Annotated in this window: 22 protein-coding genes and 1 tRNA gene; 14 read left to right on the forward strand and 9 right to left on the reverse strand. The window is 71.8% G+C overall.

Features of this window, described 5'->3' with window-relative positions; genetic code table 11:
- The first annotated feature begins 74 nt into the window (after positions 1 to 74).
- Genes AC3WLZ_RS12240 through AC3WLZ_RS12250 form a run of 3 tightly spaced genes read left to right on the forward strand, consistent with a single transcriptional unit; the run spans position 75 to position 4669 of the window.
- On the forward strand, positions 75 to 1121 hold the full coding sequence (locus AC3WLZ_RS12240; RefSeq protein ID WP_412925206.1) for an AAA family ATPase: 1047 nt from the start codon (positions 75 to 77) through the stop codon (positions 1119 to 1121).
- A gap of 7 nt (positions 1122 to 1128) precedes the next feature.
- Positions 1129 to 2376, forward strand: coding sequence for a DUF58 domain-containing protein (locus tag AC3WLZ_RS12245; protein ID WP_492470202.1), 1248 nt, complete (start codon positions 1129 to 1131; stop codon positions 2374 to 2376).
- Entirely contained in the window at positions 2363 to 4669 is a 2307-nt protein-coding gene (locus AC3WLZ_RS12250) for a transglutaminase TgpA family protein (protein WP_492470203.1), read from the forward strand. Before AC3WLZ_RS12245 ends, AC3WLZ_RS12250 begins: the two co-directional genes overlap by 14 nt.
- A 54-nt stretch (positions 4670 to 4723) precedes the next feature.
- Here AC3WLZ_RS12250 and AC3WLZ_RS12255 read toward each other — a convergent pair whose 3' ends face one another.
- The 4 genes from AC3WLZ_RS12255 to AC3WLZ_RS12270 all read right to left on the reverse strand — a co-directional run bounded on the left by AC3WLZ_RS12255 (position 4724) and on the right by AC3WLZ_RS12270 (position 8105).
- On the reverse strand, positions 4724 to 6217 hold the full coding sequence (locus tag AC3WLZ_RS12255) for an MFS transporter (RefSeq protein ID WP_492470204.1): 1494 nt from the start codon (positions 6215 to 6217) through the stop codon (positions 4724 to 4726).
- Positions 6218 to 6437: 220 nt separating this feature from the next.
- Positions 6438 to 6526, reverse strand: a tRNA-Ser gene (locus AC3WLZ_RS12260).
- Positions 6527 to 6537: 11 nt separating this feature from the next.
- A complete protein-coding gene (locus AC3WLZ_RS12265; protein ID WP_492470205.1) occupies positions 6538 to 7131 on the reverse strand; it encodes a GNAT family N-acetyltransferase in 594 nt (197 codons plus the stop codon).
- A 38-nt stretch (positions 7132 to 7169) separates the two neighbouring features.
- A complete protein-coding gene (locus AC3WLZ_RS12270; protein WP_492470206.1) occupies positions 7170 to 8105 on the reverse strand; it encodes a helix-turn-helix transcriptional regulator in 936 nt (311 codons plus the stop codon).
- A 167-nt stretch (positions 8106 to 8272) separates the two neighbouring features.
- On the opposite strand from AC3WLZ_RS12270, the gene AC3WLZ_RS12275 reads away from it, so the two are divergent.
- Entirely contained in the window at positions 8273 to 8617 is a 345-nt protein-coding gene (locus AC3WLZ_RS12275) for a hypothetical protein (RefSeq protein WP_412925212.1), read from the forward strand.
- A 63-nt stretch (positions 8618 to 8680) separates the two neighbouring features.
- On the opposite strand, the gene AC3WLZ_RS12280 is transcribed toward AC3WLZ_RS12275, so the two are convergent.
- Entirely contained in the window at positions 8681 to 9139 is a 459-nt protein-coding gene (locus AC3WLZ_RS12280; RefSeq protein ID WP_492470207.1) for a MarR family winged helix-turn-helix transcriptional regulator, read from the reverse strand.
- A gap of 213 nt (positions 9140 to 9352) precedes the next feature.
- Here AC3WLZ_RS12280 and AC3WLZ_RS12285 point away from each other — a divergent pair, with 213 nt between their 5' ends.
- From AC3WLZ_RS12285 to AC3WLZ_RS12305, 5 genes are all read left to right on the forward strand, one after another.
- Positions 9353 to 10039 (forward strand): hypothetical protein, encoded by a 687-nt coding sequence (locus AC3WLZ_RS12285; protein WP_492470208.1) that lies wholly within the window; start codon positions 9353 to 9355, stop codon positions 10037 to 10039.
- Entirely contained in the window at positions 10017 to 10430 is a 414-nt protein-coding gene (locus AC3WLZ_RS12290) for a phage holin family protein (RefSeq protein WP_412925215.1), read from the forward strand. Before AC3WLZ_RS12285 ends, AC3WLZ_RS12290 begins: the two co-directional genes overlap by 23 nt.
- Complete coding sequence (locus AC3WLZ_RS12295; protein ID WP_492470209.1) at positions 10427 to 11002, forward strand: DUF3618 domain-containing protein; 576 nt, start codon at positions 10427 to 10429, stop codon at positions 11000 to 11002. The genes AC3WLZ_RS12290 and AC3WLZ_RS12295 overlap by 4 nt, the downstream gene beginning before the upstream one ends.
- Positions 11003 to 11248: 246 nt before the next feature.
- A complete protein-coding gene (locus tag AC3WLZ_RS12300; protein WP_492470210.1) occupies positions 11249 to 12445 on the forward strand; it encodes a glycosyltransferase in 1197 nt (398 codons plus the stop codon).
- 90 nt (positions 12446 to 12535) lie between these two features.
- A complete protein-coding gene (locus AC3WLZ_RS12305; protein ID WP_492470211.1) occupies positions 12536 to 13378 on the forward strand; it encodes an SDR family oxidoreductase in 843 nt (280 codons plus the stop codon).
- A 27-nt stretch (positions 13379 to 13405) separates the two neighbouring features.
- Here the strand turns inward: AC3WLZ_RS12305 and AC3WLZ_RS12310 are convergent, their stop codons facing one another.
- The gene (locus tag AC3WLZ_RS12310; RefSeq protein ID WP_492470212.1) at positions 13406 to 13729 is read right to left on the reverse strand and encodes a hypothetical protein; all 324 of its coding nucleotides are present in this window, start codon (positions 13727 to 13729) and stop codon (positions 13406 to 13408) included.
- A 160-nt stretch (positions 13730 to 13889) separates the two neighbouring features.
- Between AC3WLZ_RS12310 and AC3WLZ_RS12315 the strand changes: the two genes are divergently transcribed.
- From AC3WLZ_RS12315 to AC3WLZ_RS12325, 3 genes are all read left to right on the forward strand, one after another.
- A complete protein-coding gene (locus AC3WLZ_RS12315) occupies positions 13890 to 14984 on the forward strand; it encodes a type III polyketide synthase (protein ID WP_492470213.1) in 1095 nt (364 codons plus the stop codon).
- An 86-nt stretch (positions 14985 to 15070) separates the two neighbouring features.
- Positions 15071 to 15730 carry a methyltransferase domain-containing protein gene (locus tag AC3WLZ_RS12320; RefSeq protein WP_412926163.1) on the forward strand — a complete coding sequence of 220 codons (660 nt, stop codon included), beginning with the start codon at positions 15071 to 15073 and terminating at the stop codon, positions 15728 to 15730.
- Positions 15723 to 16829: an FAD-dependent oxidoreductase gene (locus AC3WLZ_RS12325; protein WP_492470214.1), complete on the forward strand. Its 1107-nt coding sequence runs from the start codon at positions 15723 to 15725 to the stop codon at positions 16827 to 16829. Before AC3WLZ_RS12320 ends, AC3WLZ_RS12325 begins: the two co-directional genes overlap by 8 nt.
- A 72-nt stretch (positions 16830 to 16901) precedes the next feature.
- Here the strand turns inward: AC3WLZ_RS12325 and AC3WLZ_RS12330 are convergent, their stop codons facing one another.
- Complete coding sequence (locus AC3WLZ_RS12330; protein ID WP_492470215.1) at positions 16902 to 17744, reverse strand: UbiA family prenyltransferase; 843 nt, start codon at positions 17742 to 17744, stop codon at positions 16902 to 16904.
- 263 nt (positions 17745 to 18007) lie between these two features.
- On the opposite strand from AC3WLZ_RS12330, the gene AC3WLZ_RS12335 reads away from it, so the two are divergent.
- A complete protein-coding gene (locus AC3WLZ_RS12335; RefSeq protein WP_492470216.1) occupies positions 18008 to 18898 on the forward strand; it encodes an SDR family NAD(P)-dependent oxidoreductase in 891 nt (296 codons plus the stop codon).
- Positions 18899 to 18936: 38 nt separating this feature from the next.
- On the opposite strand, the gene AC3WLZ_RS12340 is transcribed toward AC3WLZ_RS12335, so the two are convergent.
- Together AC3WLZ_RS12340 and AC3WLZ_RS12345 are read right to left on the reverse strand one after the other, a co-directional pair.
- Positions 18937 to 19482, reverse strand: coding sequence for a DUF2231 domain-containing protein (locus AC3WLZ_RS12340; RefSeq protein ID WP_492470217.1), 546 nt, complete (start codon positions 19480 to 19482; stop codon positions 18937 to 18939).
- A gap of 17 nt (positions 19483 to 19499) precedes the next feature.
- A complete protein-coding gene (locus AC3WLZ_RS12345) occupies positions 19500 to 20381 on the reverse strand; it encodes a manganese catalase (RefSeq protein WP_492470218.1) in 882 nt (293 codons plus the stop codon).
- Positions 20382 to 20625: 244 nt separating this feature from the next.
- On the opposite strand from AC3WLZ_RS12345, the gene AC3WLZ_RS12350 reads away from it, so the two are divergent.
- Positions 20626 to 21078: an Hsp20/alpha crystallin family protein gene (locus AC3WLZ_RS12350; RefSeq protein ID WP_412925225.1), complete on the forward strand. Its 453-nt coding sequence runs from the start codon at positions 20626 to 20628 to the stop codon at positions 21076 to 21078.
- Positions 21079 to 21091: the final 13 nt, after the last annotated feature.

A 21091-nucleotide genomic window follows, 5' to 3' on the forward strand; every position in this document is an offset into this window, starting at 1 on the left:
CGGTTCGCGCAGGTTACGATCAGGTCACGGCGGCCACGGACGCTCCTCCGCCGCAGTGCGACACGAGGGATGCCATGGACGAGACGATGACGCCCGCGGCGGCTCCGCGCCTGCGCCGGCCCGACCTCAAGCCGGTGCGCACCGAGGCCGAAGAGGCCCTGGACGCCGACTCCTTCGCGGACCTCACCGAGCGCATCATCGCCTCGATCTCCCGGGTGATCGACGGCAAGCCGGACGCCGTGCGCAGTGCGCTCATCGCACTGCTCGCGGAGGGCCACCTGCTCATCGAGGACGTTCCCGGTGTCGGGAAGACGATGCTGGCGCGCGCCCTGGCCGCGACCATCGACGCCGACGTCCGCCGCATCCAGTTCACGCCCGATCTGCTTCCCGGCGACATCACCGGGGTCTCGGTGTTCAATCCCGTTCAGCGGCAGTTCGAGTTCACGCCCGGCGCCGTCTTCGCGCACATCGTCATCGCGGACGAGATCAACCGCTCCTCCCCCAAGACGCAATCGTCGCTGCTCGAGGCGATGGAAGAGCGCCAGGTCACCGTCGACGGTCGCACCCACGTCCTGCCCTCCCCCTTCCTCGTCGTCGCAACGCAGAACCCGCTTGAGATGGAAGGCACGTACGCCCTTCCCGAGGCGCAGCGCGACCGATTCCTGCTGCGGATCTCGATGGGGTACCCGGATGCCGCGGCCGAGACGCTCATGCTCCGGCAGCGCGACACGGTCAACCCGCTCGACGCCCTCACCCCGGTCGTCTCGGCCCGGCAGGTCACGGCGCTGATCGCGTGGGCGCGCGGGGTGCACGTGGCACCCGCGCTCGAGGAGTACGCCGTCGCGCTCGCGCAGGCCACCCGCAGCCACCCCGACATCCGGCTCGGCGCGAGCCCCCGCGCCACCCTGCAGCTCGTGCGCGCCGCGAAGGTGCGGGCGGCACTCGATGGCCGCGCCTACGTCATCCCGGACGACCTCACGGCCCTGCTCTCCCCCGTCTTCGCCCACCGTGTCATCGCGAACCGGTCGGCTGCGGGTGGACGCGCGGGCGCCGTCGTCGTGGCCGATGCGCTCGAGCGCATCGCCGCGAGCGTCCGAGTGCCGCTGGCCCAGCGAGCGTGAGCACGCCGTGAGGGAGCGCTGGCCGCTGACCCTGCGCGGCACGGGCGCGGTCGCGCTGGCGATCATCGCGCTCGTGGTGGCTCAGCAGGCCGCGATCCCGGAGCTGCTGTACTTCGGCGTCTTGATGCTGGCGCTCGTGCTCGTCGCCGCGGTGAGCGCGGTGGTCGGCCGGGCGAGCGGCGAGATCGTGCGGACCGTCTCACCCGAGGCCCCCGAGGTCGGCGGCCTGGCCGAGGTGCACCTTTCGGCCCGTCTGAGCACGCCGCTGCCGACGCTCCCCGGTCGGTGGTCGGACACGCTCCCGGCCGGACTCGAGGGCGTCGCGGAGGGCGCGTTCCCGGCTGCCGCGTCGACCCTCCGGCGTTCCGGGGCTCCCGTGCGCCTTCGCTACGAGGTCCGCGGCTCGGTGCGCGGCATCGCCAGCGTCGGGCCCCTGCGGGTGTCGACCACCGACCCGTTCGGCCTGATCCGCCGCCGGTTCCGGGTGGGTCAGGCCACCGAGGTCACGGTCGCCCCGACGATCGTCGACCTCGCGCCGCTGCCGTCGTCGCCCGGTGAAGCCGGGGGGACCCGGCAGAGCAGCGCGCTGCAACTCGGCCAGGGCGCGGACAACCTCATCGCGCGCCCCTATGCACCGGGCGACTCGATGCGGCGCATCCACTGGCGCGCCACCGCCCACCGCGACACCCTCATGGTGCGGCAGGAGGAGCAGGAATCCAGCCCCGCCGCCACCGTGGTGTTCGACCGTTCGCTCTCGCGCTGGTCGCCCGCGGCCGCCGAGTCGCCCGGTCGGGACCGCGCGTTCGAGACCGCGGTCTCGGCCTGCGTCTCCGTCGTCGCCCGGCTCGTTCACGAGGGCTACACGGTCGACGTCATCGACAGCGACGGGGGCGTGCTCGGCGACCCCGTCGACGGCGGAGAGGATGCCGAGGCACGTGCGCTCGCGGCATCCTTCGCCACGCTCCGGGCGCGCACCGACACCCCCGCACGCCGCGTGGTGCCGGCGTCAGCGGCCGCGATGCTCGGCCCGGTCGTGGTCGTCACCGGGCGACTGGAACACGACGATCTGCTGGCCCTGCGCGCCGCAGCTCCGCGCTCGGCTCTCGCCGTTCTGCTCACCGTCACCGATGACGACGGCGCTCGCGACCTCCGGTCGGTGACGGGGTGGCACGCCACCGCTCTCGCACCGGGCGGCGACATCGCGCGGGCGTGGGACGACGCAACGAAACCGGAGGACGCCCGTGTCGGCGGCTGACGTGTACGCGCCACGACCGGTGCGCAGTCGGCGGGATCTCGCCCTGCTGTCGGCGGGGATCCTCGCGGGCATCACCGCAGCCCTGCTTCCGGTGTTCTCGGTCATCGCCCCGGGCCTGTGGACGGCGGGGGCATTGACCGGGGCGGCCGCGGTGCTCGCCTCCGGCCTCGCGGTGCGCGTGTTCCGTCTCCCCGCTTTGCTGGCCACGGGCGTACAACTCGTCGTCGGGGTCGTGTTCTTGACCGCCGTCTTCGGACGCGCGACCGCGCTGCTCGGCATCATCCCCACTCCCGCCACGCTCTCGACCGTCTCGACGCTCTTCGCCGGAGCCTCCGAAGAGATCCGCCTGGGTGTCGCGCCGGTCGTCCCGTCCACGGGGCTCGCCTTCGTGCTCGTCGCCGCGGTGACGGGGCTCGCGGTCGTGCTGGACCACGTCGTCCTCACGGCGCGGATGCCGCTCCTCGCCGGCGTCGGCCTCGTCGCGGTCTCCCTGATCCCCACGATCGCCATCCCCGCGGCCGTCGATGTCCCCGCGGTGCTCGCTCTCAGCGCCGCCATCCTCTTCCTCCTCCGCATGGACGTGCGCTCGCGCACCCGCACGGTGTCGCCGGCACGCCGCGTTCGCGCACGGGTGTGGGGAGCCTCGGCCACGGCGATCGGGATCGCCGCCGTGGCGGTGCTGGTCACCGTGGTGGCGGTACCGATCCTCCCCCAGCCCGGCTTGCGGTTCGCTTCCGGCACCGGTGCGGGCTTCGGCACGACGATCAACCCGAACCTCGAACTCGGCAACGACCTGCGCCAGCCGCGCGACATCGACGTGCTCACCGTCACCACGACCGGCCCCTCGGCGCCGTACCTGCGTGCGGTCACGCTGTCGCAGTTCGACGGGGCGGTGTGGCAGCCCGACGCGGGAGACACCGTGCCCGTCCCGGGCGACGCACCGGTCTTCGATCCGGTCCAGGTCGACGGCGACATCGCTGTGGCCGACTGGACGACGACCGTCAGCGTCGGCGAACTGGACAGCCCGTGGCTGCCCGTTCCCTACCCCGCGTCGACGGTGACGGGCCTCGAGGGCGAGTGGCTGGGCGTGCCCGAAAACCGCACGATCGTGTCGCGATCGGGATCATCCCGCAACCAGGACTACCAGGCGCAGACGCTCGTTCCGCGCCCCACGCTCGAGCAGATCAGGTCACGGCCGGTCGGCGGTTCCGAGCTCGGAAACGCCGTCCGCGCGCTCCCCGCCGACATCCCCCCGATCATCGGCGAAACCGCGCGCTCGGTGACCGCCGGTGCGCAGTCGCCGTACGACGCGCTCATCGCGCTGCAGACATGGTTCCGCAGCAGCGAATTCCGCTACTCGCTGGACGCCCCCGTCGAGGCGGGATTCGACGGGGCCGGGCTCGACGCCGTCGCCCGATTCCTCCAGGAGCGCGCGGGGTACTGCGTCCACTTCGCCTCGGCCTTCGCCGTCATGGCGCGCACCCTCGACATGCCCTCCCGGATCGTCGTCGGCTACCTGCCGGGGACGCGGTCCGGGTCGGTGGAGCAGCAGGGACGCATCGAGTACACGGTCACCTCGAGTCAGTTGCACGCGTGGCCCGAGGTCTACTTCCGCGGCATCGGCTGGGTACCGTTCGAGCCGACCAACAGCCTGGGCGTCCCGACGAGCTTCGCCTCGGGGACCACGGGCGGATCGACCAACGGGACGGACACCCCGGACGAGCAGGATGCCGCGACCCCCGGCGCCACCCGCACGGATGCTCCGCAGCTCGACGACCAGAACGGTCCGGGCACCGCCGCCGCGGGCTCGGGAGCGGCGAGCGGGCAGAACCCCGTCGGGGTGCTGCTGACGCTCGGCGGCGTGGTGCTGCTTCTCCTGGCGGCGACGCCGGGAACGCTCCGAGCCTGGCGACGCCGGTCGCGCGCCGCGCTCATCCGCGAGGGCGACGCCGTCGCCGCGTGGACCGAGATCCGCGCCGAGGCGGTGGATCTCGGCATCCGCGCGCCCGATGCCGAGTCGCCGCGCGCGTTCGCCGCCCGGCTCATCGAGCTCGATGTCGTCGACGTCGATGACATCGGCGTGGTGCGCGAGGCGCTCGAACGCGCGATCTACGCCGAGGACGGTGGAGACAGGGGAAGCGGACCCGCGCTGGCCGACGCCGTGGCGCAGATCCGCGCGCGACTGCGCGCCGGCACGTCGCCGGGCCGCCGACTCCTCGCCCTCTTCTTCCCCCGTTCGCTCACCATGCGGGCGGAGCCGGCATCGGTCGAGGTGCCCGAGACCGTCGGCTGACCCCCGCAGCCGACACCGGGACGTTTCTGGCCTCCCGGACCCGCCGCGGGGCGCTCAGGACGGATCGCCCGAGGCTACGCCCGTCACCGCAGAGCCGTGGCTTCGCGATCTCCGATAACCCCAGACGACCAGCGACGCAGAGACGAGAGCCAGGATCAGCCCACCGGTCATGGTCGCGGTCTCGAACTCGGCATGCTGCGCGGAAGACCAGTCCTCGGCCACGACGCTACCGGTGAAGATCGCGGCGAGAACCGTCCCCGCCACGGCGACACCGATGCCGGTCGCGACTTCGGTGGCGGTGTCCACGAGCGACGCACCGATGGTGGTTCGATCTTCCGGCATCCCCTTCATGACGTTGGTGCCCGCGACGACGCCGTTCAAACGGATGCCGAATGCCACGAGTACGAGCGCCAGCGCGACCCAGGGGTATCCCCCGTGGCCGAAGCCGGCGAAGACCGCGAGGCCCACCACGACGGCGCCCGCACTGAGCCAGGCGACACGGTCGAGACCGAACCAGCGGACGACCGGGCTGACGAACAGACCACCGGCGAGGAGAACCACCACCTGGGGAAGCATTCCGATCGCGGCCCAGAACGGCGACCAGCCCCAGTCCACCTGCAGCTGCAAAGTGACGTAGAAGCTGAGACCCGCTGTTGCGAGCCCCGTGGCCGCCTTGTACAGGAGTCCACTGGACACCAGGGGCAACGTCACGATCGACAAATCGAGGACCGGGTGGGCCGCACGGTGGGCGCGGACCACGAAGAGCACGATCGCGCCGACCGCGGCCGCGAGAAGCACCCAGGGCAGCGGCGCGCCGACGCCGTCTTGGACGAACACGGTCGGCGCGGCGAGCGAAAGCACCACCGCGACGGTGCCGGTCAGAGCGCCCGCGACATCGAGCGGGGCTCGGTGCAGATCGGCGGGATCGTCGGCGGCGATCCCCGCGCGGATGCCGACACCCGCCAGGAGCGCGATGGGCACGTTGACCAGAAGCAGCACCTGCCACGGAGCCCACGACAGCACGAAACCGCCCACGGCGGGACCGATCGCCAGTCCGACCAGACCGACCGTCGAGATGAGGGTGGTCGCACGCACGCGCCCGTCGTCCGTGCGGAACAGGCGGAAGGCGAGAGCGAGCGAACCGGGGGTCGTCATCGCGGCCGCGACACCCATCACCGCCCGCACCGCGATCAGCTCCTCGGCGGTCGTCACGAAGGCCGTTGCGAGGCTGGCGAGGCCGAGCAGCCCGAGCCCGATGAGCATGACGCGCCGTCGGCCCACGCGGTCGGCAAGGGCGCCGAAGAGGAGCATGAGCCCGCCGAACACGACCGCGTAGACCCCGGTGGCCCATTGCAGTTCCGTCGTCGAGGCGTGCAGATCCCGGCCGATGCTCGGCAGTGCGACGTTCAGGATCGAGTTGTCGAGCATCTCGAAGAGGAACACGATCGACAGCCCGGCCAGAGCCACCCCCGCGGGTCGCAAAGACTCCCGCCGGGGAACAGGCGGCGGGGATGAGGGTGATCCGAAACCGGAGGAAGGGGTCGCCATGGCACGTCTCCTTGCGGGCGTAGGTAAATGCGATGCATTCCCTTTTCGAGTGGGCAAACCCGACCGTTCTGGCCGACTCGCTCGCTCTCGCCACCAAGGACGTGCGCTGGAATCTCGTGGCGATTATGCGCCGATGGGTCACCTCAGTCAAGCGACCGTCGACACGATGAAATGCGAGAACCCCGCCCAGGCTTTCGCGTGGACGGGGTTCTCGGCTGAGCGGAAGTGACAGGATTTGAACCTGCGAGGCGAGTTACCCCGCCTACATGGATTCCAGCCATGCTCCTTAGGCCGCTCGGACACACTTCCAACAGACGATCTTACACGGCGGCGGTGGCCTCCCCGTCGAGGCGCTGCTCCAGCCCCCGGCGCACGTCGGGCCACTCGTCGCGGAGGATCGAGAAGTACAGGGTGTCGCCGACCGAGCCGTCCGCTGCGATCCGATGTCGGCGCAGCCGCCCCTCGGGCGTGGCTCCCAGACGTTGGATGGCCCGGGCGCTGCGCCCATTGCGCGCGTCGCACCGCAGCGCGACGCGATTCAGTCCCCATTCCTCGAACGCGTGGGTGAGCAGCAGCATCTTCGCCGCCGGATTCGTGCGACCGCCCTGGAACTCCCGCGCGTACCAGGTCGTGCCGATCTCGACGCGCCCCTGCGACGGCACGTGGTCGTAGAACGTCGTGGATCCGCGGACCGCTCCGGTCGTGGCATCCCGGACCGTGAAGGCGAACATGCCGGGGGTGCCCTGCTGATGCTCGATCCGCTGCGCGTACTCCTCGACGGAGGCGGGCCACGGCGTCGTCATCCCACGCCACAGTTCGGGATCGGTGAGGGGCCACGCCTCGGCGGCGTCGTCGAGGTGGGCCGGAGCCAGCCGGATGCCGAAGCCCACGAGGTCGAGGGAGTGGAGTGTCATCTCCCCCAGTCTCCTGCACCGCCGCGAACGGCGGCGACTCACGACCGGAGGGTCGTGGACGGCGTCTCGCCGAACTCGCTGCGGTACATCGCGGCGAAGCGTCCGAGGTTCGAGAAGCCCCAGCGTGCCGCGATCGCGGCGACCGTGTCCACCGAGGGGTCGGCGGCGCGCAGTTCCGCCCGCGCAGCGTCCAGCCGGACGCGGCGGACGTACTGCATCGGCGTGCGCCCGGTGGCGGTGCGGAAGGCGTACTGGAGCCCGCGCGGGGAGAGCCTCGCCGCCTGCGCGATGTCGGCCAGGGCGATCGGACCGGTCGAGTGGGCCTCGATGTACACCTTCGCCCTCCAGACCGGCGCGGGCAACGGCCGAGCCGGACGCCCCACGGCGAGCGCCTCGGTGAACGTGGACGGGAACGTCATGAGCGACGCCTCCAGCAAGAGCGACCGCACCTGCTGCTCGATCACCGGTGCACGTTCGGGCGAGCGCAGCAGCACGTCTCGCCCGTACTCCCACGTGCGGGTCCAGTAGCGCGATCGTTGCTCGGAAAGCGGCGCATGGCCGATCGGGCGCACCCGCAGGGAATCGTCACCGGAGAGGCGCCGCGCGGCCTCATCCACGTCCGCACGGGCGAAGGACACGGCGGTGCCGGCGATCCGGCCCGAGAACGCGATCTCGATCGGACGGTCGATGACGACGAACGGAACGGTCGTGTCGATACGTTCCCGCCGATAGGTCGCCCGGATCCGCGGGCCCGCGATGCGACCGACGACCATCTGATCGCCGGGATCGGACTCCGTGACCATCGTCGACCCCACGGTGTAGTCGCAGAATCCGAACCCCGGCTCGGCCGCACCGTGAAAGACGAAAGCGGATTGGATGCCATCGGCACGGGAAATGCGGGTTCCGGGTATCACCGTCTGCCACATCTCTTCGACCGTGGCGGCATCCCTGGTCTCGACATGAGTGTGCTCCACGGGCCGTTTCTAGATTCTGATTGCACAAATCGGATAGACCGTTGCGCGGGCCGGTGATTTGTGGGATGGAACCGGTCCCACGCACCCGGGGGATGCGCATTCCGTCCCCCGGGACCGATAATCGATTCGTCACCGCCCCCGCTGTGCGCCTATCGACGGGATGCCCTATGCCTTACCGCACCATCACGACACTGCAATCGTGGATCGACGATTTCCGGGCGCTCGGTTACGACGACGCCGGAACGCTGCGCGTCATCCCGCAGGACAGCGAGGGCGACTCCGACACGGGACTCATCGCCGCACAGCTGCGCAGCGTCTCCACGACGTTCTACGTCGCCCCCGAGACCGAACCCGGGACGACCGGCTGGGCGGTGACCTTCGAGCCTCGCGAGACCGCCGCTCCGCTCGGTTCGGCCCGCGTCCTCGCCCTGTCGGGTGAGCTCGCCATGCTCTCCGCCCTGTGCACGTTCCTGCAGGCGCGCGCCGACGAGTTCATTCGCGCCCGCGCCTGAGGCATCCCCGTCCACCGACGATTTCCCCACCGCGACGGGCGTCGTCAGCGCGCCGCGGGATCGTCAGCGTGCCGCCGCCCCGGCTCCGGTGAGGCGTTCGAGAGCGGCAGCGACCGCGTCCGCGTCCGTCGGAGTCATCTCGGCGATCGCCGCCTCCACCGCGTCGTCGAAGGCACGCAGTGACGACCACGGCGGGGAGTTCAGGTCGACAATCGCGGTGATGTGATTCACGCGACGGTCTTCGACATCCAGATCTCGACGGACCGCGCCTCGCTGGACGAGACGGTCGATGAGGGTCGTGACTCCCGCGGAGGTGATGCCCAGGTGGTCACGCACGTGCGAGGGCCGCGCGCCCGGGTTCTCGGCGACGAACAGGAGGGCCTTTGCGTCGAGTTCGTTCAGTGACAGGGCGCGGCGCGCCTCTGCGGTCGCGGCACGACGCGCTTCATCGAAGGACCGAAGCGCGCGTCCGAGAGCGGAGCCCGCCGCGGGAGCCGTCGACGAGTCGGAGGAGTTCTGCACGAGCCCTGATCGTACTGGTGCCACGCGCGCGGCGCGGGCCATGCCCCGCGGCGTTTGCGCGCCGTGTCCGCCGCGCCGGCGGGCCGACGCGCGCTACTTCCAGGCCGGCGCGCGCGTTGCACGCACCGACGCGCCACGCAAGGGTCGCACGCCGACGCGTGAATCGCCCGTATACCGGACGTCCCCCCAAACAGCAGCACGGAAGGAACGACCATGTCGCAGTTCACTGCGTCGAACGACGGAGGCGCCGACTCGACCTCGAAAGCCGAGACCGTCGCACACCAGGCCTCGGACGTGACGGCCACCGTCGGACACGAAGCCACCGGTGTCGTCCGGACCGGCAAGGAAGAACTCACGGCCGTCGCCGGTGAGGCCAAGACCCAGTTCTCGCAACTGTTCGCCGAGACCGGCCGGGAGCTCTCCGAGCAGGCCTCCACCCAGCAGCAGCGTCTTGCCGCGGGAGCCCGCTCCTTCGGAGACGACCTGTCGCGCATGGCTCAGGCCGACGAGGGGTCGGGAATCGCCGGCGACCTCGCCCGGCGTGTGGCTGCGCACGCCTCAACCGCGGGTCAGTGGCTCGCCGACCGCGACCCGCAGGAGGTGCTGCGCGACGTCAGGGCGTTCGCGCGTCGCCGTCCGGGCGCGTTCATCGCCGGGGCCGCACTGGCCGGTCTCGTCGTCGGCCGGCTCACGCGAGCCCTCGCCGCCGGCGCGACCTCGTCGAACTCGGCAGCACACGACTCCGACGCCACCGCGGACGGTCCGCGGTTCGCCGAGGCCGATGCGCAGGCTCGCACCACCGAGAGCGCCGACACGGACACTCCCGTCTACAGCCGCTCGGCGCACCTCCTCGACGGCACCGGACAGGAGCAGGCCGATGACCGACCCGACGCCGTCTGAACAGCGCGCGGCCACGACATCGCTCGGCGAATTAGTCGGTGAAGTCACCCGTGACATGTCGACGCTCGTCCGCCAGGAACTGACGCTCGCCAAAGCCGAGCTCAAGGACTCCGCATCCAAATCCGCCAAGGGCGCTGGTCTCCTCGGCGGAGCCGGCTACGCCGCGGGCATGGTCGTCCTGTTCCTGTCGCTCGCGCTGTGGGCCGCCCTGGCCCTGTGGATCGGGTGGGGCTGGGCCGCCGTCGTGGTGGCCGTCCTGTGGGCGATCGTGGCGGGCATCCTGTTCGCGGTCGGTCGCACCGAGCTGAAGAAGGTGGAGGGCGCGCCGATCACGGCGGAGACCCTCCGTGAGATCCCCGACGCATTCACGAGAAACGAGGAGAACCGATGACCGATTCACCGGAAGCCATCCGCGCAGACATCGAGCGCACCCGCGAGACACTCGGCTCGGACGTCGACGCGCTCGCCGACAAGGTGACGCCGTCGAAGATCATCGACCGTCAGAAGAACAAGGTCCACCGCGCCGTCGGTGACCTCCGCGATCGCCTCATGGGCGCGGCCGACGACACCGCCCACGGCGCGTCGGATCTCGCTCACGGCGCCGCCGGTGCGGTTCACGACGCGGCACACGGTGCGACGGCCAAGGCGAAAGGCAATCCTCTCGCCGTCGGGCTGGTCGCCTTCGGGGTGGGTCTGGTCGTGGCATCCCTCATTCCGCCCACGCGTGCCGAGCGCGACGCGGCCGCCGCCGCCAAGGACAAAGCCGAGCCGCTCGTGGAAGGCGCCAAGGAGCTCGCCCAGGAGATCGCCGGCGACCTGAAGGAGCCCGCCTCGGACGCGGTCACGGCGGTCACGGACCGGGCGAGCGAGGCCGTCGACCACGTCAAGGCGGAGTCCGCCTCGGCGGCGTCCACGGTACGCGACCAGGCCCAGGCAGCCGGAGAGAACGTCCGCCAGGCCTGACCAACCCCGCGGGACGGGGCACCGGGCTCGTTCCGTCCCGCGGCCCTCTCACTCGACGCGTCGACCCCTTCCCCCGGGGGGGGGGGGGGGGCGGCGCGTCGTCCTTTTCCGGCCGCACGCGTTCACGCAATGGTCTTCACGGCGTAACCCGCCACCCCGGGTCGAACCCTCAGCATGGGGAAACCGCACACCGCGGCCATCGACCCGGCTCCGCTCGTCGGCGCCCCTCCCCGGAAAGCGACCGCGATGAACCGACCCGTCCGCGTGCTGTCCCTGTACGAGGGATTCTTCGCCGGAGGTGCCCGCATCCTCCACTCCGATGTCGTCGCAGGGTTGCACACCGGCGGAGGCCAGGAGCACCGCGTCCTGTCGCTCACCTCGGCGGCGCGCCGGGACGCCTCGCTGCAGTACGCCCACGACGACACCCGGTTCCGCATGCTGCACGGCGCCGGCGTGCGCATCGACACGTTCGACCGGGTCGCGGGGGACACCCCCATGACTCCGGACTCCTTCACGGCGGCGGAGCTCGCGCACGCCGCCGGGCTCATCGCGGATGCCGACATCGTCCTGTCGCTCAAGGAGCAGCCGCTGAGCCTGATCGTCGCCCTCGACCGCGCGGGAATGCTCCCCGACCGCCCCACCGCGGCGTGCCTGCATCGCTCCGACCCGACGCACTCCGGTCCGGCACTGGGCTGGCTCGTCGACGCGGGAGCGTCCGGTGCGGTGTCCGCGACCATCTCGTGCGCGGCCTCGACCTCGCTCGCGTACACCCGCGCGGGGGTCGCCACGGCGCACGCGTGGGTCATCGACAACGGCATCGACACGCGCCGGTTCCGCCCCGGCACGCGTGCCGAGCGGCGCGGCATCCGTGCCTCGCTCGGCATCCCGGAAGCGGCGCCGGTGGTGATGCTGGCGGCGCGGTTCGACGCGATGAAGGACCCCGGGCTCTTCCTGGACGCGGTCGCCCGGCACTCGCGCCGCCACCCCGGGGCGCACTACGTCCTGTGCGGGTCGGGGATGACCCACCGCAACCCCGGGTTCGCCGCGTTGCTCGCGGACACCGACCTGGGCCCCGGAGTCGCCGTGCACGCGCTGGGCCTTCGCGATGACATGCCCGCCCTCTACCGCATGGCCGATGTCGTCGCCCTCACCAGCGCGTTCGGCGAGGCGTCGCCCCTGTGTCTCGCCGAGGGGGCGGCATCCGGAGCCATCCCCGTCACGACGGACGTCGGCGATGCCGCACGCGTCGTCTCCGGCGTCGGACTCGTGACCCCGCGGGACCCCGACGCGATCGCGGCGGCATGGCAGGAGGCGGTGACGAGACGCGTCGAGTTGCGATCCGCGGCGATCTCCGCCCGCGCCCGCCTCGACCGGCGCCGCATGATCGCCGACTATCGCGGGGCGATCGAAGAGCTCGTGCTGCCCGAGGCTCTCGCGGCCTGACGGCGAGACGGCCGCCCGGGCTGTCAACCCTCGTGCGGGATTGCGCCGCAGCGGGTGGAGTCGGGTCTCCCCGATCCCCTGGAGGAAGACATGGCTCAGCAGCCCCCGCAGCAGCAAGACGTCCCCGGCACCGACCGCGCCATGGACCCGAAACCGGACTACGGCCAGGACAGCTACCGTGGCTCGGGGCGCCTCGAAGGAAAGGTCGCGCTCATCACCGGCGGCGACAGCGGCATCGGCAAGGCGGTGGCCCTCGCGTTCGCGCGCGAGGGGGCGGACGTCGCCATCGCCTACCTGAACGAGCACGAGGATGCCGAAGAGGCACGCCGCTTCGTCGAGGACGCCGGCCGCCGTGCGATCCTCCTGCCCGGCGACATCTCCGACCCGCAGCACTGCCGTGACCTGGTCGCGCACACCGTCGATCAGTTCGGCGGCCTGGACGTGCTCGTGAGCAACGCGGCGTTCCAGATGAGCCACGAAACGCTCGAGGAGGTGTCGGACGACGAGTGGGACTACACGTGGGCGACCAACGTCAGCGCGTACTTCCACCTCGTCAAGGCCGCGCTCCCCCACCTGAAGGAGGGCGCGTCGATCATCGGGTCGAGCTCGGTGAACTCCGACATGCCGAACCCCACGCTGCTCCCGTATGCCGCGACGAAGGCCGCCATCGCCAACATGACGGCGTCGCTGGCGCAATTGCTCGCCGACCGGGGCATCCGCGCGAATAGCGTGGCCCCGGGCCCGGTGTGGACGCCGCTCATCCCCGCGACGATGCCCGAGGACGCCGTCGAGAGCTTCGGCGAGCAGACGCCGCTCGGTCGCGCCGGACAGCCCGCCGAGCTCGCGCCGGTCTACGTCCTGCTCGCCTCGGACGAGGCCAGCTACGTCTCGGGCGCGCGCGTGGCCGTGACGGGTGGCAAGCCGATCCTCTGAGCGTGGCGGCGCCCCTCGATCGCTCGTTCAGTCGAGGGGCGCCCAGGCCGCCACCGCGATCACGATGATGACCAGCAGCGCGACCGCGGCCTGCACGCACATCAGCACCGCGAAGATGTAGCCCTGCGGGGAGCCGCGCCGACTGGCGAGCCCGTTGACCGCGATCGCAGCGAAGATGCCGACCTGGAACGCGATACCGATCCACGCCCACGCCGCCACGATCGGGATCGAGAACGCGAACACCACCACCGCGACGAGCGCGAGAAGAGCGGATGCCACGATCCACACGCGCGGCTTCGGTCGGCGCACGGCATCCTGGTTCGTGACACGAGTGGGGTCGACGTCGCTCATGAAGGGGTCCTCTCCGGGGGTGAGCGGCCACCGTACGGATGCGGCGAGACCGACTCCGACGGGGTTGACAGCCACCGCCACGGACCCGGGCACCATAGACGGCGCGCGGCAGGCGCACCATCCCCGACGCCGGAACCCCGAACCGTGCCTACAGTGAGGCATGACCGCGAGCATCCTCTCGATCGGCACGGCGCTGCCTCGCACCCGTGTCGCCCAGTCGGCGCTGCGCGACCTGTTCGCCGCGCAGCCCGGATTCGATCGGCTGAGCCGTCGTCTCGTGGGGGCCGCGTTCGACGCGGCGGCCATCGACACCCGTCACACCGTGCTCCCGCAACTTGCCGGCGCCGATTCCGACGGGCTCGCGGCGCTGGCCGACGGCGAATTGACGATGCCGCCCACGGGCGCCCGCAACGACGAATACCGTCGGACGGCTCCGGCCCTGTTCGCCGAGGCCGCCTCCGCGGCGCTGGACGGCTCGGGACTGGGGCCCGACGCGGTCACACACGTCGTCACGGTGTCGTGCACGGGTATGTTCGCGCCGGGCCCGGACTACCTCCTCGTGCGCGATCTCGGTCTCTCGCCCACGGTCGAGCGCTACCACCTCGGCTTCATCGGGTGCGCGGCGGCAATCCCCGCTCTCAGGCTCGCCGCGCGGATCGTCGCCGCCGACCCGGCAGCCGTCGTGCTCGTCGCGGCGACGGAGCTGTGTTCGCTGCACTGGCAGACCTCGTCGCATCCCGACCAGATCGTGGCCGCGTCGGTGTTCGCCGATGGTGCCGCGGCGGCCGTGGTCAGCGCGCCCGACGGCACCCGGCCGAGCCTCGACCTCGACGGCTTCGCGACGTTCGTCACCGACGAGGGCGAGAAGGACATGTCGTGGACCGTCGGCGATTCGGGATTCGAGATGACCCTGACCCCGGAGGTGCCGCGCATCATCGGCCGCGAGATCGCCGCGATCGCCGCCGACGTGGTGGGCGATCTTGCCGAGGTCGACGCGTGGGCGGTGCATCCCGGCGGTCGAAGCATCCTCGACCGCGTCGAATCCGCCCTCGATCTGGATGCCACGGCCCTCGCGACCTCGCGCGAGGTGCTGCGTACGCACGGAAACATGTCGAGCGCGACCCTGCTTTTCATTCTGCGCGACCTCCTCGCCGACCCCGACCGGGCGGACGGCGATCGGGTCGCCGCTCTGGCCTTCGGGCCGGGCCTCACGGTGGAGGCGGCGCGGCTCACGGTGCGCCGGCCGACGCCGTGACGGCCGACCGGCGCTCCCGCGACGCCGGCCCCGGGGATGTGTTCTGGCCCGACCTGGCCGCGCGCGACACGGTCGTCACCGAGCTGATGGACGACCCCGACTGCGACCCGCGTGCCCTCGCGGCGACCTATCGACGTTTCGACGTCGTGAATCGTCTCGTCTCAGCCTGGGGCCACGTGTACCGCACGCGCGTGCGCCCCCAGCTGAGCGCGCTCGGCCGGCCCGCGCGGGTGCTCGACCTCGGCTGCGGCGGGGGCGATGTGGTCGCGCGCCTCGCGGCGCTCGCCGCCCGCGACGGCCTCGACGTGGAATGGGTGGGCGCCGACCCCGACTCCCGCGCGCTCGACGCCGCCCGGGAGCGGGAGGGCGCGGGGCTCGTCTTCACCGCACAGGGGTCACGCGAACTCCTGGCGGCCGGTGAGACGTTCGACCTCGTGCTGTCGAACCACGTGCTGCACCACCTCGACGCCGCCGGTCTTGCGGCCTTCGCCGAGGACTCCCGGGCGCTGTCACGCGGGTCGGTGCTGCACGCCGACATCGCGCGCGGACGCCTGGCCTATGCGCTGTACGCGGTCGGAATCGCTCCCCTGGCGGCGGGGACCTTTCTGCGCGTCGACGGGCTGCGCTCGATTCGTCGCAGCTACCGAGCGCCGGAACTCGCGACCGCATTGGGCGCCCCCTGGCGCGTGGAGACCCCGGCACCGTTCCGTCTCCTGGCCACCGCGAAGGGACAAGCCCGTGCGTGAGGTTCTCGTGGTCGGAGCGGGCCCCGTGGGCCTGGCGCTCGGCGCCGATCTCCGCGCGCGCGGCATCGACGTCGAGATCGTGGAGCGGCGAACCGGCATCGACGACGGCACGCGAGCAATCGGCATCCATTCCCCCGCGCTGGCCCTGCTCGAGGCGTCGGGCGCGACCGAGGCGCTGCTCGAGCGGTCGGTGACGATCCGGCGCGGCGAAGCCCGGGCCGACGGGCGACTGCTCGCCGCGATCCGCTTCGATCGGCTGCGCGCACGGCATCCCTACGTCGCCGCGCTCCCCCAGGCCGACACCACGGCGGTTCTGACGGCTCTCGCCCCTCCCGTGCGCCGGGGCGTCCAGGTCACGGCCGTCGTCGACGACGGAGCGGGGGTGCGCGTCGAGACGGACGACGGTGACGTTCGCGCGGGTCTGGTCGTCGTGGCATCCGGATGGTCGGGTCGGGGCCTGGTCTACCGCCCCGATGCCGTGCACACGCGGCACTACCGCGATCGTTACGCGATGGTCGACACGGTCGCCGCCGGTGGGCCCACGGCCGTCGTTCACCTCGAGCGCGGCGGAGTGGTCGAGTCGTTCCCCTTGCCCGGCGGCCGACGCCGCGTGGTGGCTTGGACGGGGCGCGACGAGGTGACGGATGCGGCGGGCTTCCTCCGCGACGCGGTCGCCGCTCGCACCGGTGTCGACATCGACACGGCGGGCGCCTCGACGTTCCGCGTGCGGAGGGCGGTCGCGCCGGCGCTGCGGCGGCAGCGGGTGTTCGTCGTCGGCGACGCGGCGCACGAGGTGAGCCCCATCGGCGGTCAAGGCATGAACCTCGGCCTGCTCGACGCCCTGACGCTCAGCCCGCTGCTCACATCGTGGATCCACTCGGGGCGCGATGACGGTCTCGCCCGCTGGGAGCGCGACCGGCTCGCCTCGGCACGGCACGCGGCACGGCTGGCGGCGCTGAACACGGTGCTCGGTCGGGCGGTCGGCCCGACCGCCCACGCGGCACGATCGCTTGCGCTGCGCACCGTCCTGCGCGGCCCAGGCGCCGAGGCGTTCGCCCGGGCGTACGCCATGCGCTACGACCGCGCCGCGCGGGACTGACGGGCATCACGCCCGCGAGACCGGCGCTGCGACGCCCGCGCGATCCGTGCGCGGCGTGCTCGATCGCCCCGCTCAGGCCAGCACGAGCTGCGCCGCCAGCAGCAGAGCCGCCAGCATCGTCACCCGGAACACGGCGCGCCCGGGCGGACGCCGCAGCGCAAGCACGACGGTGGCCGCGGCGGCCGTCACGACCGCCGCGAAGAACGCCCCGGCCAGCGGGGTGGGTGCTGCGGTCGGACCGACGAGCACGGCGAGTCCCCCGATGACGATCCCGGCGGCCGCGACCAGCACCGACGCGCGTGCACCGAGACGGTGCGGGAGCCCGCGCACCCCCGTCCGACGATCGTCGTCGAGGTCGCGAACGACGTTGGTCAGATGCACCGCCGCGCCGAGTGCCGCGCCCGCGAGCGACGCCCAGGGGGCGGCGAGGCCGGGCGAGGGGAGCGAGAGCGTCGCGAACGAGGGAAACAGGCCGAAGCTGAGCAAGAACGGCACGATCGAGAACGGCGTCGACTTGAGCCCGGCGTTGTAGGCCCACGCGGAGGCCAGGGCGACGGCGTGCGCGGCCAGCAGACCTGTGCCCAGCGGCGCCGAGAGGACGACGGCGACGAGGGCGGATGCCACCGCCACCGCGAGCGCGAACTCCGGCGTGATCGCTCCCCCGGCGATGGGCTTGTCGGTACGACCGACCGCGGCGTCGCGCGCGCCGTCGATCGCGTCGTTCGACAGCCCGACCGAGACCTGACCGGCGAAGACGGCCGCGACCAACACGGCCAGACGGAGCGGCTCGACGCCCGCCGCGACGCCCAGGGCGAGCGAGAGCACCGTGACCACCAGCGTGGGCCCGGGATGGGTGGCGCCCCACAGGGCTCGCACGAGCTGGGGCCGGGCGGAAGGGCGGGGCACGGCATCCATCACCCGACGACGCTACCGCGAGGCGGACGGTGCGGGTCGCCACCCGCGTGCACGAGGCTGCGGATGCCGACACGTCCCCTTCGCGCGGAGACGTCCGACCGCACACGGGGTTGCGGGGGCGCTGACGTGCTGTTTATCGCGTCGCTGCCCGTGGCACGCCCTCGATGGAATCCCCACCGTCAACCCCCGCGGACCTCGCCGCGCCGCCGCCTAACCTCGCGACACACGTCACGGGCCACCGCGGCGCGCACGAAGGGGGCAGCATGGGTCAGGTCGTCGTCGTCACCGGGGGCTCCCGAGGGATCGGGCGCGCGGTCGCGCTGCGCTTCGCACGACGCGATACGCGGCTCGTGCTCGTCGCGCGTGACGAGGTCGCCCTCGCCTCCGCCGCCGAGGAGTGCCGTCGCCGCGGTGCCGAGGTGCTCACCCTTGCCATCGACCTCGCGACCCCCGAGGGCCCGACCCGGGCGACGGACGCCGCGATCGTCCGCTTCGGTCGCATCGATGTGTGGGTAGCTGCGGCATCCGTCTTCTCGTACGGGTCTGTCGAAGAGACCCCGGATGCCGTGCGCGACAGGGTCATCGAGACGAACCTCGTCGGCCACATGCGGGCGGCTCGCGCCGTGCTCCCCCACTTCCGGGCGCGCGGCGGGGGCACCATCGTCTTCGTCGGCTCGCTGTACTCCCAGGTCGCCGGCCCCTACGTCTCGTCGTACGTCGCGGCGAAGCACGGCCTGCTGGGCTTCGCACGGTCGCTGCGCCAGGAGATGCTCCCGCACCGCGGCATCCGCGTGAGGGTCGTGCTGCCGGCGAGCATCGATACGCCGATCTACCAGCGCGCCGCGAATCACACCGGCCGCACACCGTTCCCCCTGCCCCCGGTGGTCTCGGCGGACCGCGTCGCCCGCGCGATCGTGCGCGTCACGCGTGGACGCCGGCTCGAGGTCGGCGTGGGCGCGGCGCAGTTCGTGGCCCGCCCGCTGCAGGTGCTCGCTCCGCGCGTGTACGACCGATTCATCCGCGCGCTGCAGCATGCCCTCGGCCTGCGCCGGAGACCCGCCGCCCCGACCGCCGGCGCAGTCCTGGCACCGCAGCACGACCCGGGCGCCGTGAGCGGCGGCTGGCCCCGGTTCCCCGTCCGCCGTCCGCGCTGAAGGACCCCGGATGCCAGGGCATCCGGGGTCCCGAGAGCTCACGCCGTCTCAAAGCCCTCGCGCTGGGTGTTCTCGTCGGCGACGCGCACGCCCCAGCGGTAGGCCAGCTTGCCGCCGAGCCAGCCCGAGACGCTGAGTCCCGACGCGGCGATCAGACTGAGCGCCAACGCCACGCCCGGGACGCGGCCGAGATCGAGCATGCGCACGAACAGGCCGATCGAGAACAGCACCATTGCGGTGACGTTCAGCGTCAGGTGCACCAGGGCCGTCCGACGTGCGGGAGTGCCCTTCGGGATGCGCGACATGTCCAGCAGGCCGAGCACCGACGCTCCCACCGCCCCGCCGAGCCCGATCGCGATGAGCCACCTCGACCCCGTCGCGAAGGAACGCGGGTCATCGGCGGCGAGGCCGAGCAGGTCGAACACGAGGCTCGACGACCACGCGCCGATCGGAATCGTCACAGCCACCGGGTGGAAGGGATGGCCGTACGGTCCCGCGACAATCGCGCGCGGCATCTTGGCGGCCCGCATCGCGGGAAAGCTCGCTCCGCGGCGCGGAGCCGAGGCCGTCGAGGGCCCCGGCATCGCGGCATCCACCCCGCTCATTCCTTGTGCAGCGCGTCCTGGGCGCGCCCCGCGAGCTTCTCGACCGTGTTGGGGAGCTCGGTCGTGCCGTAGAAGCGGACGTCAGGGTGCGTGGGCGGCGGCATCGGCACACCCGGCTCCGGTGAGGCGAGGTACGTGAACTCGCCCTTGCCGTCGGGGGTGGGGCCGGACGCCCAGCGGCCCTCGGCGGCAGCGGCACCGTCGGAGAAGTTGATGTACTGATACGACACGTCGCGGTCCTCCTTCTCGAGCGGGAAGTTGCTGGGCACGGGGAGGCTCTCGTAGCCCTCCTCCTGCAGTTCGGCCGCGGCCGCCGCCCACTGGTTCTGGTGCATCGTGTCGCGGGCCAGCAGGAACGCGAGAAGGTCCTTCACGCCGTGGTCGTCGGTCTGGTGGTAGAGCCGCGCGACCTGCACGCGTCCCTGCATCTCGGCGTTCGCGTTGGCCGTGAAGTCGGCGAGCAGATTGCCGCTGGCCGTGATGAAGCTGCCCTGCCACGGGTTTCCGTTGGAATCGACGGGTCGCGCTCCCGCGCCCGCGACGATGCCGTGCTGGATGTCGGTGCCACCGATGACCGCGGCCACGGTCGGGTCGTTCTGGACGGCTTCCTCGGTGATGCCGAGGGGCGACTTCTCGAGCAGCTGCGCGATCATGACCGCGAGCATCTCGACGTGGCCCATCTCTTCGGCGCCGATCCCGAAGACGAGGTCGCGGTACTTCCCGGGCATGTGCATGTTCCACGCCTGGAACCGGTACTGCATGGCGACGGAGATCTCGCCGTACTGTCCGCCGAGCACCTCCTGCAGCTTGCGGGCGTAGACGGCGTCGGGCTTGTCGGGTGTAGCGGCGTGCTGGAGTTCCTGCCGGTGGAAGTACATCGTGCTCCTTCGTCGTCGGAACACCGCCCGGGGGGGGGTGGCGGTGTTGACGACCACGAAACGGGGCGGCGAACGCGGCGACACGGGGGTTGCCATAGCGCTCCGACGGGAGCACAATCGCGCGCCCGCGGTCTTGGCACTCGCCACACGTGAGTGCTAATCTGACATCAAGTTGAGCGCAAGGGACTCAACTTGAACATCTCTCCGGATGCCGGATCCGGACCGATCGAAAAGGAGAACGACCATGGCCACCTACGACCCCTTCCGCGACCTCGACCGCCTCGCGTCGACGCTCCTCGACACCCGCCGCGGCGGACCGCGACGCATGCCGATGGACCTGTACCGCGACGGCGACCACTACGTCCTGTCCGCCGACCTACCCGGCGTCGACCCGGGATCGGTAGACATCGATGTCGACGGCCAACTGCTCACCATCCGGGCAGAGCGCACCCTCGCAACCGGCGACGACGTCAAGTGGATCACGCGCGAGCGCGAGACCGCCTCGTTCGTGCGTCAGCTGAACCTCGGTCAGGGGATCGACACCGAACACATCAGCGCCACCTACCGAAACGGCGTCCTGTCGGTCATGATCCCGGTGAGCGAGAAGGCCAAGCCTCGGCGCATCGCCGTTTCGACCGAAGACGGCAACGACGTCATCGCCGCTCACGAGAGCACACCACAGCCGATCGAGCAGTGAGTACACGGAGGGG

The organism is Microbacterium sp. FW305-3-2-15-F-LB2, from assembly GCF_058787255.1.